The sequence below is a fragment of the Silanimonas lenta DSM 16282 genome (genome assembly GCF_000429065.1).
GTDB classification, from domain to species: domain Bacteria; phylum Pseudomonadota; class Gammaproteobacteria; order Xanthomonadales; family Xanthomonadaceae; genus Silanimonas; species Silanimonas lenta.
Genome location: NZ_KE386845.1, coordinates 210,119 through 224,218, shown reverse-complemented (window position 1 = coordinate 224,218; position 14,100 = coordinate 210,119). Strand labels below are relative to the sequence as shown.

At 72.6% G+C, this 14,100-nt stretch carries 12 protein-coding genes; 8 read left to right on the top strand and 4 right to left on the bottom strand.

The window, feature by feature from the left end:
* Positions 1-39: 39 nt before the first annotated feature.
* From G408_RS14585 to G408_RS0111980, 3 genes are all read right to left on the bottom strand, one after another.
* Positions 40-537: a DUF4442 domain-containing protein gene (locus tag G408_RS14585; protein ID WP_037413105.1), complete on the bottom strand. Its 498-nt coding sequence runs from the start codon at positions 535-537 to the stop codon at positions 40-42.
* 79 nt (positions 538-616) lie between these two features.
* Positions 617-1,510: a thioredoxin gene (gene trxA, locus G408_RS0111985; RefSeq protein WP_051282956.1), complete on the bottom strand. Its 894-nt coding sequence runs from the start codon at positions 1,508-1,510 to the stop codon at positions 617-619.
* Between the two features lie 82 nt (positions 1,511-1,592).
* On the bottom strand, positions 1,593-2,900 hold the full coding sequence (locus tag G408_RS0111980) for a metal-dependent hydrolase family protein (RefSeq protein WP_028771281.1): 1,308 nt from the start codon (positions 2,898-2,900) through the stop codon (positions 1,593-1,595).
* Positions 2,901-3,051: 151 nt separating this feature from the next.
* Between G408_RS0111980 and leuS the strand changes: the two genes are divergently transcribed.
* The 6 genes from leuS to rlmH are packed head-to-tail and all read left to right on the top strand — an operon-like array spanning position 3,052 to position 8,835.
* Positions 3,052-5,697, top strand: a complete 2,646-nt coding sequence (gene leuS, locus G408_RS0111975) for a leucine--tRNA ligase (RefSeq protein WP_028771280.1) — start codon at positions 3,052-3,054, stop codon at positions 5,695-5,697.
* Positions 5,698-5,702: 5 nt separating this feature from the next.
* Entirely contained in the window at positions 5,703-6,209 is a 507-nt protein-coding gene (locus G408_RS14580; RefSeq protein WP_037413182.1) for an LPS-assembly lipoprotein LptE, read from the top strand.
* 6 nt (positions 6,210-6,215) lie between these two features.
* The gene (holA, locus tag G408_RS0111965) at positions 6,216-7,253 is read left to right on the top strand and encodes a DNA polymerase III subunit delta (RefSeq protein ID WP_028771279.1); all 1,038 of its coding nucleotides are present in this window, start codon (positions 6,216-6,218) and stop codon (positions 7,251-7,253) included.
* Complete coding sequence (gene nadD / locus G408_RS0111960; protein ID WP_028771278.1) at positions 7,250-7,921, top strand: nicotinate-nucleotide adenylyltransferase; 672 nt, start codon at positions 7,250-7,252, stop codon at positions 7,919-7,921. Before holA ends, nadD begins: the two co-directional genes overlap by 4 nt.
* Before the next feature lie 49 nt (positions 7,922-7,970).
* Positions 7,971-8,360 carry a ribosome silencing factor gene (gene rsfS, locus G408_RS0111955; protein WP_028771277.1) on the top strand — a complete coding sequence of 130 codons (390 nt, stop codon included), beginning with the start codon at positions 7,971-7,973 and terminating at the stop codon, positions 8,358-8,360.
* A 4-nt stretch (positions 8,361-8,364) separates the two neighbouring features.
* Complete coding sequence (gene rlmH, locus G408_RS0111950; protein WP_028771276.1) at positions 8,365-8,835, top strand: 23S rRNA (pseudouridine(1915)-N(3))-methyltransferase RlmH; 471 nt, start codon at positions 8,365-8,367, stop codon at positions 8,833-8,835.
* Positions 8,836-8,873: 38 nt separating this feature from the next.
* Here the strand turns inward: rlmH and G408_RS0111945 are convergent, their stop codons facing one another.
* Positions 8,874-11,951, bottom strand: coding sequence for a ligand-binding sensor domain-containing diguanylate cyclase (locus G408_RS0111945; protein WP_028771275.1), 3,078 nt, complete (start codon positions 11,949-11,951; stop codon positions 8,874-8,876).
* 88 nt (positions 11,952-12,039) lie between these two features.
* On the opposite strand from G408_RS0111945, the gene G408_RS0111940 reads away from it, so the two are divergent.
* Together G408_RS0111940 and rng are read left to right on the top strand one after the other, a co-directional pair.
* A complete protein-coding gene (locus G408_RS0111940; protein ID WP_028771274.1) occupies positions 12,040-12,609 on the top strand; it encodes a Maf family protein in 570 nt (189 codons plus the stop codon).
* Positions 12,606-14,087 (top strand): ribonuclease G, encoded by a 1,482-nt coding sequence (gene rng, locus G408_RS0111935; protein ID WP_028771273.1) that lies wholly within the window; start codon positions 12,606-12,608, stop codon positions 14,085-14,087. The genes G408_RS0111940 and rng overlap by 4 nt, the downstream gene beginning before the upstream one ends.
* The last annotated feature ends 13 nt before the right edge of the window (positions 14,088-14,100 follow it).

Genomic DNA, 14,100 nt, shown 5'->3' with positions numbered 1-14,100 from the left:
AGCTTCTCGCGTCGGCGGGGCAGTGTCCAGCGGCGGGGGTCAGGCCGCCCGGGCCGTCCGGTCCGGCCCGCCGGCCGCGGCCCCGGGGCGGGCCCGCGGCTTCAGGCGCACGTAGAGCTGCTTGCGTACCCGGGCCACCAGCTCGCCCTCGGCGTCCAGCACCGGGCAGTCCAGCCAGCGCAGCACCCGCCCACCGCCGGCCGCGGCCTCCCGCAGGTCGGCGAGCAGGGCCTCCTCGAGCTGGAAGCGGCAGCGCACCGTGCCGCGCCCCGGCTTCACGAACTCGATCTCGGCGGCCCGGTCCCAGACGAGGTAATCGGGGCCCAGCGAACGCATCACCAGGATCATCCAGAACGGGTCGGTCATGGCGAACAGCGAGCCGCCGAAGTGGGTGCCGACGTAGTTGCGGTTCCAGGGGCGCAGGCGCAGTTCCACCTCCGCGCCGCGCCAGTCGGCCTCCAGCCGGGTGACGTGGATGCCGGAGAACAGGAAGGGCGGCCAGAGGTTGAAGACGTGGCGGAGCAGACGGGGCGACATGGAAAGACCATACCATGCCGTATGGGTGGCGTGCGGCGCCCGTGCGGGGGCAGTGGGCCGCCGCCCCGGGCCCGGGGCCTCAGAACAGCAGCGAGGCCATCCGGCGCCGGTAGGTGCCCACCAGGTCCTCGTCCTCGACCACCCGGAAGGCGTCGATCAGGGCCTTCTTCGGCAGGCCGTCCTCGAAGCCGCGGTCGCGCCGCAGCATCTCGAGGAACTGCTCCAGCGCCCCTTCGGCATCGCCTTCCACCAGCTTCCGCGCCCCCAGCAGATGGCGGGCCCGGAGGTCGTTCGGGTCGGCGGTCAGGGCCTGCTCCAGCACGGCGGCCGGCGGGGCCTCCTTCAGCAGGGCGGCGAAGCCGAGCCGGGCCCGGGCCTTCACCGCGCGTTCGTCGGTGGCGAGATTGGCGGGCAGGGCCTCCAGCAGGGCCTCGGCCTCGGCGGCGGCCCCCACTTTCAGCAGCGCCAGCACCAGATCGAGCTTGAGCGCCTCGTCTTCGGGCTTGGCAGCCACCGCCTGGCGCAGGCGGATGACCTCGGCTTCCGGATCGGCGGGTGTCGCCTCGGGGCCGGCACCGGCTTCTGCGGCGGCAGGTTCGATGCCGTGGCGGCTGAGGAACTGGCGCAGCTGCGCCTCGGGCAGGGCGCCGGGGAAGCCATCCACGATCTGCCCGCCCTTGAGCAGCATCACCGTGGGCACCGAGCGGATCTGGAAGTAGGCGGCGAGCTGCTGCTCCTTGTCCACGTCCACCTTGGCGAGCAGGAAGGCGCCGCGGTACTCGGCGGCCAGCTTCTCGAGGATCGGCCCCAGCGCCTTGCAGGGGCCGCACCAACTGGCCCAGAAGTCGACCAGCACCGGCACCTCGCGCGACTTCAGCAGCACCTCCTGCTCAAAGCCCTCGAGGCTGGCATCGAAGACGTGGGCGCCGGCGGGCGCGGCAGCGGCGGGCGAACGGGGGTCGAGCGAGATCATGCGGGGCTCCGGCAGGACGGGGCCGCCGGATGGCGGCCCCTCGGGATCGGGACGGGCGCGAGATGGAGGCGGCGCGGCGGCTTTACAAGCCTGCGGCGACCCCGGGGGCCTTCACCACCACCCCGTCCTTCATCACGAACGCTACCCGGCGGGTGGCGGAGATGTCGTCCAGCGGATTGCCCGGCACGGCCACCACGTCGGCGCGGAAGCCCGGAGCGAGCTGGCCCAGGTCGGCCGCCCCCAGCACCCTGGCGGCGTTCACCGTGGCCGTCTGCAGGGCTTCGGCCGGGGGCATGCCGGCCTCCACCATGTACTCGAACTCGCGGGCGTTCTCGCCATGCGGGCCGACGCCGGCATCGGTGCCGAAGGCGATCGGCACGCCCATGCGGTAGGCGCGGGCGAAGGTATCCATGATCTGCACGCCCACCGCCCGGGCCTTGGGGCGGACGATGGCGGGGAAATAGCCTTCCACCTCGGCCTTCTCGCCGACGAAGCGGCCGGCGCTGATGGTCGGCACGTACCAGGTGCCGCGCTCCTTCATCAGCCGCATCGTGGCCTCGCTCATGAAGGTGCCATGCTCGATGCTGGTGACGCCGCCGAGGATGGCGCGGCGCATGCCCTCGTCGCCGTGGGCGTGGGCGGCCACGGTGTAGCCGTAGTCGCGCGCCGTCTCGACGATGGCGCGGATCTCCTCGAGGGTGAACTGCGGCGCGTCGGCGCTGCGGGCGTAGCTCAGCACCCCGCCGGTGGCGGTGATCTTGATGGTGTCCGAGCCTTCCTTGTAGCGCTGGCGCACCGCCTGCCGGGCCTGGTCGACGCCGTTGATCACGCCCTCCGTCGGGCCGGGCGGGCCTGCCAGGGTGGCGAAGCGGCGGTTCAGGCCGTTGGTGGGGTCGGCGTGGCCGCCGGTAGTGGCGATGGATTTGCCGGCCGCATAGATGCGCGGGCCGGGAAGGGTGCCGGCATTGATGGCGTCGCGCAGGTGCGGGGCCAGGGTGCCGCCGAGGTCGCGCACGGTGGTGAAGCCCGCCTCCAGGGTGCGGCGCACGTAGCGGGTGGCACGCAGGGCAAGATCGACATCGTCGAGGCGGAAGCCTTCCGAGTAGCTGTCGGGGTTCGACTCGCTGCCCACGTGCACGTGCAGGTCGATCCAGCCCGGCGAGCAGGTATGGCCGGAAAGGTCGATGGTGGTGGCTCCGGGCAGTTCCACCCGGCCCGGCCGCACTTCCTTCACCCGGTCGCCTTCGATGAGCACGCTGCTCGGCCCGGCGAGGCGGGCACGGGCGGCATCGAACAGGTCGCCGCAGTGTAGGACGGTGGTGCCGGCCAGGGCCGGCGCGGCGGTGGCGAGCAGGCCGGTGGCGGCCAGGGCACGCAGGGCAGGGGGCATCGTGGGGCTCCGTTCCCGTCAGGAGCGCCGACTGTAGCCACGCCGCCCTCAGGCGGCCAGTGAAGGCCAGCGGGAGGGGCGCCGGCGGCTTGCGGTACGCTTAGCGGCTTTCCGGCGCCCGCCGCGCCGGGCCGAAATCCTGCTCACGCCCATGCACGCCCCCAGCCAGCCCGACACCGCCAGCACCGACAGCTCCTTCAATCCCAAGGCCATCGAGGCCGCCGCCCAGGCCTGCTGGGAGCGCACCCGGGCCTTCGAGGTGGTCGAGGACCCCACGCGGCCGAAGTACTACGCGCTGTGCATGCTGCCCTATCCCTCGGGCGCGCTGCACATGGGCCATGTGCGCAACTACACCATCGGCGATGTGATCAGCCGCTTCAAGCGCATGCAGGGCTTCAACGTGCTGCAGCCGATGGGCTGGGATGCCTTCGGCCTGCCGGCCGAGAATGCCGCGATCAAGAACCACACCGCGCCGGCGAAGTGGACCTACGCCAACATCGAGCGCATGCGCGCCCAGCTCAAGGCGCTGGGCTATGCCTACGACTGGTCGCGCGAGGTCACCACCTGCCGCCCCGAGTACTACCGCTGGGAGCAGCAGTTCTTCACCCGGCTCTATGCCAAGGGCCTCGTCTACCGCAAGAACAGCGTGGTGAACTGGGACCCGGTGGACCAGACCGTGCTGGCCAACGAGCAGGTGGTGGACGGCCGCGGCTGGCGCTCCGGCGCCCTCGTGGAGAAGCGCGAGATCCCGCAGTGGTTCCTCAAGATCACCGACTACGCGCAGGAGCTGCTGGACGGCCTCGACCGCCTGCCGGGCTGGCCGGAATCGGTGAAGACCATGCAGCGCAACTGGATCGGCCGCTCGGAGGGGCTGGAGATCAGCTTCGCCGTCGAGGGCGCGGAAGAACCGCTGCGGGTGTTCACCACCCGCCCCGACACCCTGATGGGCGTGACCTACCTCGCCGTGGCCGCCGAGCATCCGCTGGCGGCAAAGGCCGCGGCGCTGGATCCCGAGGTCGCCGCCTTCGTTGCCGAATGCCGGCGCGGCGGAGTTTCCGAGGCCGAGCTGGAGACCCAGGAGAAGCGTGGCGTCGCCACCGGCCTGTTCGCCCGGCACCCGCTCAGCGGCGAGCGCCTGCCGGTCTGGGTGGCCAACTTCGTGCTGATGGGCTATGGCACCGGCGCGGTGATGGCCGTGCCCGGCCACGACGAGCGCGACTTCGAGTTCGCCAGCAAGTACGGCCTGCCGATCCGGCAGGTGATCGCCGTCGAGGGCGAGACCTACGATCCCGCCCGCTGGCAGGACTGGTATGGCGACAAGGCCGCGCCGGGCCTGCGCACGGTGAACTCCGGGCCGATGGACGGCCTCGACCACAAGGCGGCCTTCGAGAAGGCCGCCGAGCTGCTGGGCGACAGGGCCGTCCGGCGGGTGAACTACCGCCTGCGCGACTGGGGGGTCTCCCGCCAGCGCTACTGGGGCTGCCCGATCCCGATGCTGTACGACGCCGAGGGCAGGGCGCACCCGGTACCGGAGGAGCAGCTGCCGGTGGTGCTGCCGGAGGACGTGCGCTTCGAGGGCGTGGCCTCGCCGATCAAGCAGGATCCGGCCTGGCGCGAATACGTCGATCCTGCCACCGGCCAGCGCTTCGAGCGCGAGACCGACACCTTCGATACCTTCATGGAATCGAGCTGGTACTACGCGCGCTACTGCTGCCCTGGCGCCAATGACATGCTCGACGATCGCGCCAAGTACTGGCTGCCGGTCGACCAGTACATCGGCGGCATCGAGCATGCGGTGATGCACCTCATGTACTTCCGCTTCTTCCACAAGCTGCTGCGCGATGCCGGCTATGTGGACAGCGACGAGCCGGCGGTCAACCTCCTCTGCCAGGGCATGGTGGTGGCCGAGACCTTCTACCGCGAGGAGGCCGACGGCTCGAAGACCTGGTTCAACCCCGCCGATGTCGAGGTGGAGCGCGACGAGCGCGGCCGCGTGGTGGCCGCCAGGCTGCGCGCCGACGGCCAGCCGGTGCACATCGGCGGCACCGAGAAGATGTCGAAGTCGAAGAACAACGGCGTCGATCCGCAGGTGATGGTGGACCGCTACGGCGCCGACACCGTGCGCCTGTTCTCGATGTTCGCCGCGCCGCCGGAGCAGTCGCTGGACTGGAACGAGTCTGGCGTGGAGGGCATGGCGCGCTTCCTGCGCCGCCTCTGGAACCAGGTGCAGAAGCATGCCGAGGGCGGGCCGGTGGCGGCCCTGCCGCGTTCCGGGCTGGATGCCGCGGCCCTGTCGCCCGCCGGCAAGGCCCTGCGCCGGCAGCTGCACGAGACCATCCAGAAGGTGACCGACGACTACGGCCGCCGCTACAGCTTCAATACTGCGATCGCCGCCGTGATGGAGCTGCTCAACGCGCTCTCGAAGTACGACGAGGCCACTGACGCCGCCCGTGCGCTCCGGCAGGAGGCCTTCGAGGCGGTGACCCTGCTGCTCAACCCCATCACGCCGCACACCAGCCACGCCCTGTGGCAGCGGCTCGGCCACCCGGAGACGGTGCTCGAGACCCTGCCGTTCCCGCAGGTGGACCCGGCGGCGCTGGTGCGCGACTCCCTGACCCTGGCCGTGCAGGTGAACGGCAAGCTGCGCGGCACCATCGAGGTGCCGGCCGGCGCCGACAGGGCGGCCATCGAGGCGCTGGCGCTGGCCGAGCCGAACGTGCTGAAGTTCATCGACGGGCAGGCGGTGAAGAAGGTCGTCGTCGTGCCTGGCAAGATCGTCAACCTCGTCGTCGGATGAGCTGCATGCGCCCTGCCCGCCGCCTTACCGCTACCGCGCTGCTCGCCGCGCTCGTGCTTGCCGGCTGCGGCTTTGCCCCGCGCGGGGCGCTGAAACTGCCGGCGGGCTTCGGCCCGCTGGCCGTGAGCGCCGCCGACCCCTACAGCCCGCTCGTCGAGGGCCTGCGCCGCGATCTCGCCCGCGCCGGGCTGGCGGTGGCCGAGGGAGAGGAGGGGGCGGGGGCCAGGCTCGCCATCCGCGAGGAGCGCTGGGAGACCCGGCCGATCTCGGTGGATGCCTTCGTGGCCGTGCGCGAGGTGGAGACCCGCTACACGGTGGTGTTCGACCTGGTGGATGCCGCGGGCGCCAAGCGCCTCGACGGCGCCCGGATCGAACTGGCCCGCGACTACGTCTACGAGGCCGCGGAAAGCTTCGGCAACCCGGGCGAGCAGGAGATCATCCAGCAGGAACTGCGCCGCGACATGCAGGCCGCGTTGCTGCGCCGTATCGACATCGCCCTGCGCGACGACTGAAGGCCCGTGGAGCTCCGGCCCGACCAGTTCCTGCGCCGGCTGGCCGGCGAAGCCCTGCCGCCCGTCGTGCTGGTGGCCGGTGCCGAGCCGCTGGTGGTGCAGGAATGCGCCGATGCCGTGCGTGAGAAGGCCCGGGCCGAGGGCTATGCCGAGCGCGAAGTGCTGCATGCCGAGGGCGGTTTCGACTGGAACCGCCTGACCCAGGGAATGGCCTCGCTCAGCCTGTTCGCCAGCCGCCGCCTGTTCGACCTGCGCCTGCCGAGTGGCAAGCCCGGCAAGGAGGGCGGCGAGGCGATCCGCGAGTACTGCGCGAACCCGCCGCCCGACACCGTGCTGCTGATCACCGCCCAGGACTGGAGCCGCCAGCATGCCGGCAAGTGGAGCGAGGCCATCGCCGCCGCCGGGCACCTCGTGCCGGTCTGGCCGCTCAAGGCCAGCGAACTGCCCGACTGGCTCTCCACCCGGCTGCGCCGCCGCGGCCTCGTGGCCACGCCCGAGGCGCTCGAGCGGCTGGTGGAACGGGTGGAGGGGAATCTCCTCGCCGCGGCACAGGAGATCGACAAGCTCGCCCTGCTGCTGCCGCCCGGAGCCGGAGCCATCGATCTTGCGACCCTCGAGCGGCTGGTGGCCGAGAGCTCGCGCTACGACGTGTTCAAGCTGGTGGACGCCGCGCTGGCCGGCGAGGCCGCCCGCGTGCCGCGCATCCTCGCCGCCCTGCGCGGCGAGGGCGAGCAGGTGGCCGGGCTGCTGGGTTTCGTCATGAAGGAGATCGGCACCCTGGCCGGCTTCGCCGCGGTGCAGGCCAGCGGTGGCAACCTGATGGCGGAGATGCGCGCGGCGAAGCTGTGGGACGCCAAGATGGCGCAGTACAAGCGTGCCCTCGACCGCCACCCGCCCTCGGCCTGGGAGCGCTTCGCGATCGGTGCCGGCGAGGTGGAACGCATGGCCAAGGGCCGCGCCGAGGGCGACCCGTGGCGGGCGCTGGAGCGCCTGCTGCTCGCCATCGCCCGGCCCCGCGCCGCCACGGCGCTGCTGGCGAAGTGAGCCGGCTCGTCCTGCTCTACGGCGGCACCTTCGACCCGGTGCACCGCGGGCACCTCGCGGTGGCGCGCGCCGCGCTGGCGGCCACCGGGGCGGCATGGCTCGATTTCCTGCCGGCCGCCGATCCGCCGCACCGGGCGCCGCCCGGCGCCCCCTTCGCCGAGCGTCTCGCCTTGCTGGAACTGGCCCTCGCCGCCGAGCCGCCGCCCGAGCACGGCGGCTGGGGGGTGGACGGCCGCGAGGGCGGCCGCGCCGGCCCCAGCTTCACCGTCGATACCCTGCGCGACTGGCGGCGCGGGCATGGTGCGGAGGCGCCGCTCGGCTTCGTGCTGGGCGCCGATGCCTTCCTCGGGCTTGCCGGCTGGCGCGAGTGGCAGGCCCTGCCGGACCTCACGCACTTCATCGTCGCCCGGCGCCCCGGCAGCCCGCTGGAGCCCCTGCCCCCGCCCTTGGCCGAGGCCTTCGCCGGGCGCCGGGTGGACCATCCTGCCCGCCTGCACGCGGCCCCGGCCGGTGGCCTGTTCCTGCTCGACCTGCCCCTGCGCCCGGAGAGCGCCACCCGCGCCCGCGCCGCCCTGGGCGAGGGCGACGCGGCCCCGGCCGACCTGCCGCCCGTGGTGGCCGAGGCCATCGCCCGCCGCGGCCTGTACCGCCGGCCGGCGGGCGGCTGAGGCCCTGTCCGGGCGTATACTGGCCGCCGGTCCATCCCGGAACACCGCTTTGTCGCAGCCGCAGCACGTCATCAAGCCCCAGCCCCCGAGCCCGCTTCCGGCCGCCGCCGACCTGCTGAAGCTCGCCGTGGGCGCGCTGGAGGAGATCAAGGCCAAGGATCTCGTCGAGATCGACGTGCGCGGCAAGACCTCGGTCTGCGACTACATGGTGATCGCCTCCGGCACCTCCACCCGGCACGTCAAGTCGCTGGCCGACGAGGTGGTGAAGGCCTCGAAGCAGGCCGGCTTCCAGCCGCTCGGCGTGGAGGGCGAGCGCGAGGCCGAGTGGGTGCTGGTGGACCTCGGCGATGTGGTGGTGCACGTGATGCTGCCGCGGGTACGCGAGTTCTACGCCCTCGAGCGCCTGTGGACGGTGGGCGACGAACCGCCCGAGGGCTGAGGCCCTGAAGGCGAGGCTGGTTGCCGTCGGTGAGCGGCCGCCCGGCTGGGTGGCGGAGGGCTTCGCCGATTACCTGAAGCGGCTCTCCCGCGAGCTGCCGCTGGAACTGGTGGAAGTGCCCCCGGGCCTGCGCGGCAAGGGCCGCGACCCGCTGCGCGCGATGCAGGAGGAGGGCGAGCGGGTGCTCGCCGCCCTGCCGAAGCACGCCTGGGTGGTGGCCCTCGATGGTCGCGGCAGGGCCTACGACTCCGGACAGCTGGCCCAGCGCCTCGCCGCCTGGCGGCAGCAGGGCCGCGACCTCGCCTTCCTCGTCGGCGGGCCCGAGGGCCATGCCCCGGCCGTGCTGCAGCGCGCCGACGAGCACTGGTCGCTGGGGCCCCTGACCCTGCCGCACATGCTGGTGCGCCTGCTGGTGGCCGAGCAGCTCTACCGCGCCTGTTCGATCCTCGGCAACCACCCCTACCACCGCGCCTGAGCCTCGCGGCGCGTGCTGCCCGCGGGGCCGCCGGGGCTTCAGGGAGCCCGCGACTCCCGCGGCACCGCGGCCAGCCGGCCCTTCAGGTTCACCCAGTGCAGCCGGCCATCGCCCACCAGTTCGGCGATCCGCCGTCCCGGGTGGGGGCCGAGCGCGGCATCGCCCAGCGCCGGCCCGGCAACGAGGCCGACCCAGGTATTCCGGCCATTGGCCTTGGCCTGGTAGAGCGCGGCGTCGGCGAGTTCGAGGGTGTGCAGCCAGTCGCCCGGCGCGCTGCCACCGAGCGGGTGGCGGGTCCAGCCCACCGAGAAGCTCACCGGCAGGGGCCGCTCCTGCCCGAGTTCGAACTGCAGGCTGCGGCCGTCCTCCAGCAGGCGTTGCAGGCGGGCCGGCACCGCCTCGTCGGGCAGGCCGGCGAAGACCACCAGGAACTCCTCGCCCCCCCAGCGGGCCAGGAGATCGCCCTCGCGGGTGGCGCGGCGCAGGAAGGCAGCGAAGTCGCGCAGCACGAGGTCGCCAGCGGCATGGCCGAAGCCGTCGTTGATCCGCTTGAAATGGTCGATGTCGATCAGGGCCAGCACCACGCCTTCGGGATGCGCGGCCAGCATGGCCGGCATCTGCTGGAACACCGCACGCCGGTTCGGCAGGCCGGTGAGGGCGTCGGTCTGGCTTTCCATCGCCAGCACTTCATTGGCCTGCTCGAGGCGCTCGTTGGCGCGCTGCAGCAGGGCGGTGCGTTCCTCCACCAGGGCCTCGAGGCGGGCGGTGTGGCGGCGCTGCCGGCGCATCGCCAGCAGGGTGGCGCCGGCGCCGGCGAGCAGCAGGGCGAACAGGCCCAGCAGCCGGACCCCGGTGCGCTCGAGGAGCCGCGGCTCGACCCGCACCGCGAACACATCGGCGGACTGCACGGTGTGGCCGGCGTCGTCGCGGGCCCGCACCCGGAACTGGAAATCGCCCGGCGGCAGGTTGGTGTAGAAGGCGCTGCGCCGTTCGCCGGCCTCCACCCAGTCGCGGTCGTAGCCGTCCAGCCGGTACTCGAAGCGCATGGCCTGCGGGCTGCGGAAGTAGAGGGCGGTGAAGTCGAAGCGCAGGTCGCGCGGGCCTTCGCCCAGCACCACGGGGCCGTCGCCGGACAGGAGGCGGCGTCCGCCGTGACTGGCGGACTCGATGTGTACGATGGGTTCGATGCCGGGGCTGCCGATCGCCTCGAGGTCCACCCGCAGCACGCCGGAGATGGACGGCAGCCAGAGCTGGGAGCCCACGAGCAGGGCCCGCGAGCGCGCGCCGCCATTGCAGCAGCGGGCACGCTGCCCGCTCTGGCGGCGGCCGGCCATCGACACCACCCAGCTCGCGCCCAGCGTGGCGGGTTCGGCCCCGGGGCGGGCGGGATCGGGCAGGGCCTGCAGCGGCAGGCGGTAGAGCCCTTCCATCGAGCTCACGTACAGCCAGTCGCGGCGGACCTGCAGGGTCCAGGCATTCAGCGTGGGCAGGCCGTGGCGGTCGTCGAGCAGCAGGGCGCGCTCGCCGGAGGCCAGGAGCAGGCCGGAATCCAGGGTGCCGGCGAGCAGGCTGCCGTTCGGCAGCCGGAGCAGGCTGGTCACCATCCGCCCCCGCAGGGCCTGCGCCCATTCCGGCACCCGCACCCCGTCGCCGCGCACCTCGCGCAGGCCGTCCTCGGTGCCGAGCAGCACGGTCTCGGCATCGAGCGGCAGCAGGGCGCGGATGCGCTGCGCCCCCGGCTCGAGGGCGCCTTCCGCCACCGGCTGCAGGCCTTCCTCCGCACGGTGGCGGAACAGCCCGCGGCTGCTGCCGACCCAGGTCACCGGCCCGGCCGCCACGATGGCATTGATCTGCGCCCCTTCCAGCGCCTCGGCCCCGGCCGGGCGCGAGAGCCGCCCGCCCGTCCATTCGCGCAGGCCGCCCCGGGTGCCGAGCCACAGCCGGTCGCCGGGCAGGCGGGCGAGTTCATAGACCGCGGCATCGGGCAGGGCGCTGCCTTCCACCAGGGGTGTGACGCGCCCGGCCCGGTAATGCGAGAGCCCGGAGTTGCTGCCGATGAAGACCCCGCCGCGGCCATCGTCTTCCAGCGACCAGACGAAGGGGTCGGCAAGGCCGTCGAGCTCGGTGAGCCGCGAGACCAGGCCGTCCCAGAGGCGGAACAGGCTCTCCGTCTGGCTGCCGAGCCAGAGGTTGCCCTCGCGGTCCTCGAAGCAGGTCCGCACCCAGGCATTGCGCACGAACTGGGCATCGGGGATGGCCTCGACCGTGCCGTCGCGGCGCAGCCGGTAGAGCCGCGGCGCCGTTCCCACCCACAGGCTGCCGCCGCCATCGGCGCACAGGGCCTCGACCGGCAGGCGCGCGAGTTCGGGCGGTCCGGCCACCGGCACCGGATCGGCATCGCCCTGCTGCCGCCACAGGCCGCGGCTGGTGCCGATCCACAGGGTTCCGTCGCGCCTGAGCAGGCGGGTTATCCGGGCCTCGCCATCGCCGAGGGCGAAGCTGCGCAGCTGGGTGCCTTCCCGGCGCAGCAGGCGGCCGGTCGTGCCCACCCAGAGCTGCTTGCCGTCCTGCAGCAGGGCGCCCACGTCGGTGCCCTCCAGGCCCTCCGGCACCAGGCGCCCGTCCTGCAGCACGTACAGGCCGCGCGGCGTGCCGAACAGCAGGCGCCCGGCCGGCCACTCGGCGATCGCCTGCACTGGCACCGGAGTGCCGGTGGCGGCATGGTGGCTCACCCGGTCGCGGCGCAGGCGCAGGGCGCCGCTGCGGGTGCCGAACCAGACATGGCCGTCGCTGGCGCGGAAGGCGGTTTCCGAGAGCGCGGTGTCGATGCCGCCGCTGCGCCGGCGGTCGAAGACCTCGAAGCGCACGCCGTCGAAGCGGGCCACGGCACTCTGGGTGCCCACCCAGACATAGCCGTCGCCGTCCTGGCCCAGGGCCGAGACCGCCACCTGCGGCAGGCCCTCGGCCACCGTCCAGTGGTCGATCGCAAAATCGCTGAAGCGCCGCTGCTCGCTCAGGCCCAGCGCCAGCATGGGCAGGGCCAGCAGGGCGAGCGCCAGCCCGCCCCGCAGGATGGGGCAGGGGCAGGCGGGGCGGGCACGGCGGGGGCTGGCCATGAGGCTAGGGTAGCGCCGCCATCCGGGGCCGGCGTGACCGTCTGCGGCCACGGTTCGCCCGGTCGTCACGGGCGGCTATGCTTGGGCCATGCTCTTCCTCGCGTCCCAATCCCCGCGCCGCCGCGCGCTGCTGGCGCAGATCGGCCTCGATCCCAGCCCCCTCGACGTGGACGTGCCGGAACAGCGGCAGCCCGGCGAGCCGGCGCTCGACTACGTGAGCCGGGTGGCCCGGGAGAAGGCCGGCGCCGGCCTGCTGCAGGTGGCTGCCGTGCCCGGCGCCCTGGTGCTGGGGGCGGATACCGAGGTGATCCTCGGCGATGAGGTGTTCGGCAAGCCCGCCGATGCCGCGGATGCCGGACGCATGCTGCGGCGGCTCTCCGGCCGCAGCCACCGGGTGGCCACCGTGGTCTGGCTGCTCTCGGCCGGCGGCGAGCACTCGGCCTGCTGTGTCAGCGAAGTGCGGTTCTCCCAGATCGGCGAGGCCGAGCTCGCGGCCTATCTCGAGAGCGGCGAGTGGCAGGGCAAGGCCGGGGCCTATGCCATCCAGGGCCGGGCCGCCACCTTCATCGAGTACCTCTCCGGCAGCTACAGCGGGGTGATGGGGCTGCCGCTCCACGAGACCGCGCGGCTGCTGCGCCAGGCCGGGCTGCTGCCGTGAGCGCGGAGATCCTGATCAACGTCACCCCGCGCGAGACCCGGGTGGCCCTGGTGGAGCAGGGCATGCTGCAGGAACTGCACATCGAGCGCAGCCTGCGCCGCGGGGTGGTGGGCAACCTCTACAAAGGCCGGGTGCAGCGGGTGATGCCGGGCATGCAGGCCGCCTTCGTCGACATCGGCCTCGAGCGCGCGGCCTTCCTCCACGCTTCCGACATCGTGCGTCTGCCGCAGGTGCCGCCTGCCGAGGGCGAGGAACTGGCATCGCCGGCGCCGCCGCCCTCGATCACCTCCCTGGTGCACGAGGGCCAGGAGATCGTGGTGCAGGTGGTGAAGGACCCGATCGGCAGCAAGGGGGCGCGGCTCACCACCCAGGTGAGCATTCCCTCGCGCTACCTCGTGCTGCTGCCGTATTCGAAGGTGATCGGCGTCTCCGCCCGGATCGAGGACGAGGCCGAGCGCGCCCGCCTCAAGGCCCTGGTGGCGGAACTGGCCGAGGGCACCGGCATGGGCTTCATCGTCCGTACCAATGCCGAGGGCCTGGAGCGCCCGGCGCTGGAAGCCGACGTGGCCTACCTGCGGCTCGCCTGGCAGCTGATCCGCGAGGCCAGCGCCAGCACCGCGGTGGGCGAGCGCATCTACGAGGATCTCTCGCTGCCGATGCGCGCCCTGCGCGACATGATGAGCGCGCAGATCGAGCGGGTGCTGGTGGATTCCCGCGAGACCCATGAACGGCTGCTGCGCTTCGCCGGCCAGTTCATGCCTGATTTGGCCTCGCGGATCGAGCATTACGCCGGTGAGAGGCCGCTGTTCGATCTGAACGGCGTGGAGGACGAGATCTCCCGCGCGCTGCAGAAGGAAGTGCCGCTGAAATCGGGGGGCTACCTCGTGGTGGACCAGACCGAGGCGATGACGACGGTGGACGTGAACACTGGCTCCTTCCTCGGTCAGCGCAATCTCGAGGAGACCGCCTTCCGCACCAATCTCGAGGCCGCCCAGGCGGTGGCCCGGCAACTTAGGCTGCGTAACCTGGGCGGCATCATCATCATCGACTTCATCGATATGCACGATGCCGACCACCGCCGCCAGGTGCTGCGCACGCTGGAAAAGGCGCTGGCGCGCGACCATGCCAAGACCACGGTCTACGACTTCTCGCCGCTGGGGCTGGTGGAAATGACCCGCAAGCGCACCACCGAGAGCCTCGAGCGCCTGCTATGCGAGCCCTGCCCGACCTGCAGCGGCCGGGGCGTGCTGAAGTCGCTCGAGACGATCTGCTACGAGATCTTCCGCGAGGTGACCCGGGCGGTGCGGCAGTTCGAGGCCGAGCGGCTCCTGGTGATCGCCGCCCCGGCGGTGGTCACCCGCATCACCGAGGAAGAGTCGGTGGCGGTGGCCGAGCTGGAGGAGTTCCTCGGCAAGTCGGTGCGCTTCCAGGCCGACGAGCAGTACGGCCAGGAACAGTACGACGTGGTCTTGCTGTGAGCCGGGGCTGAAG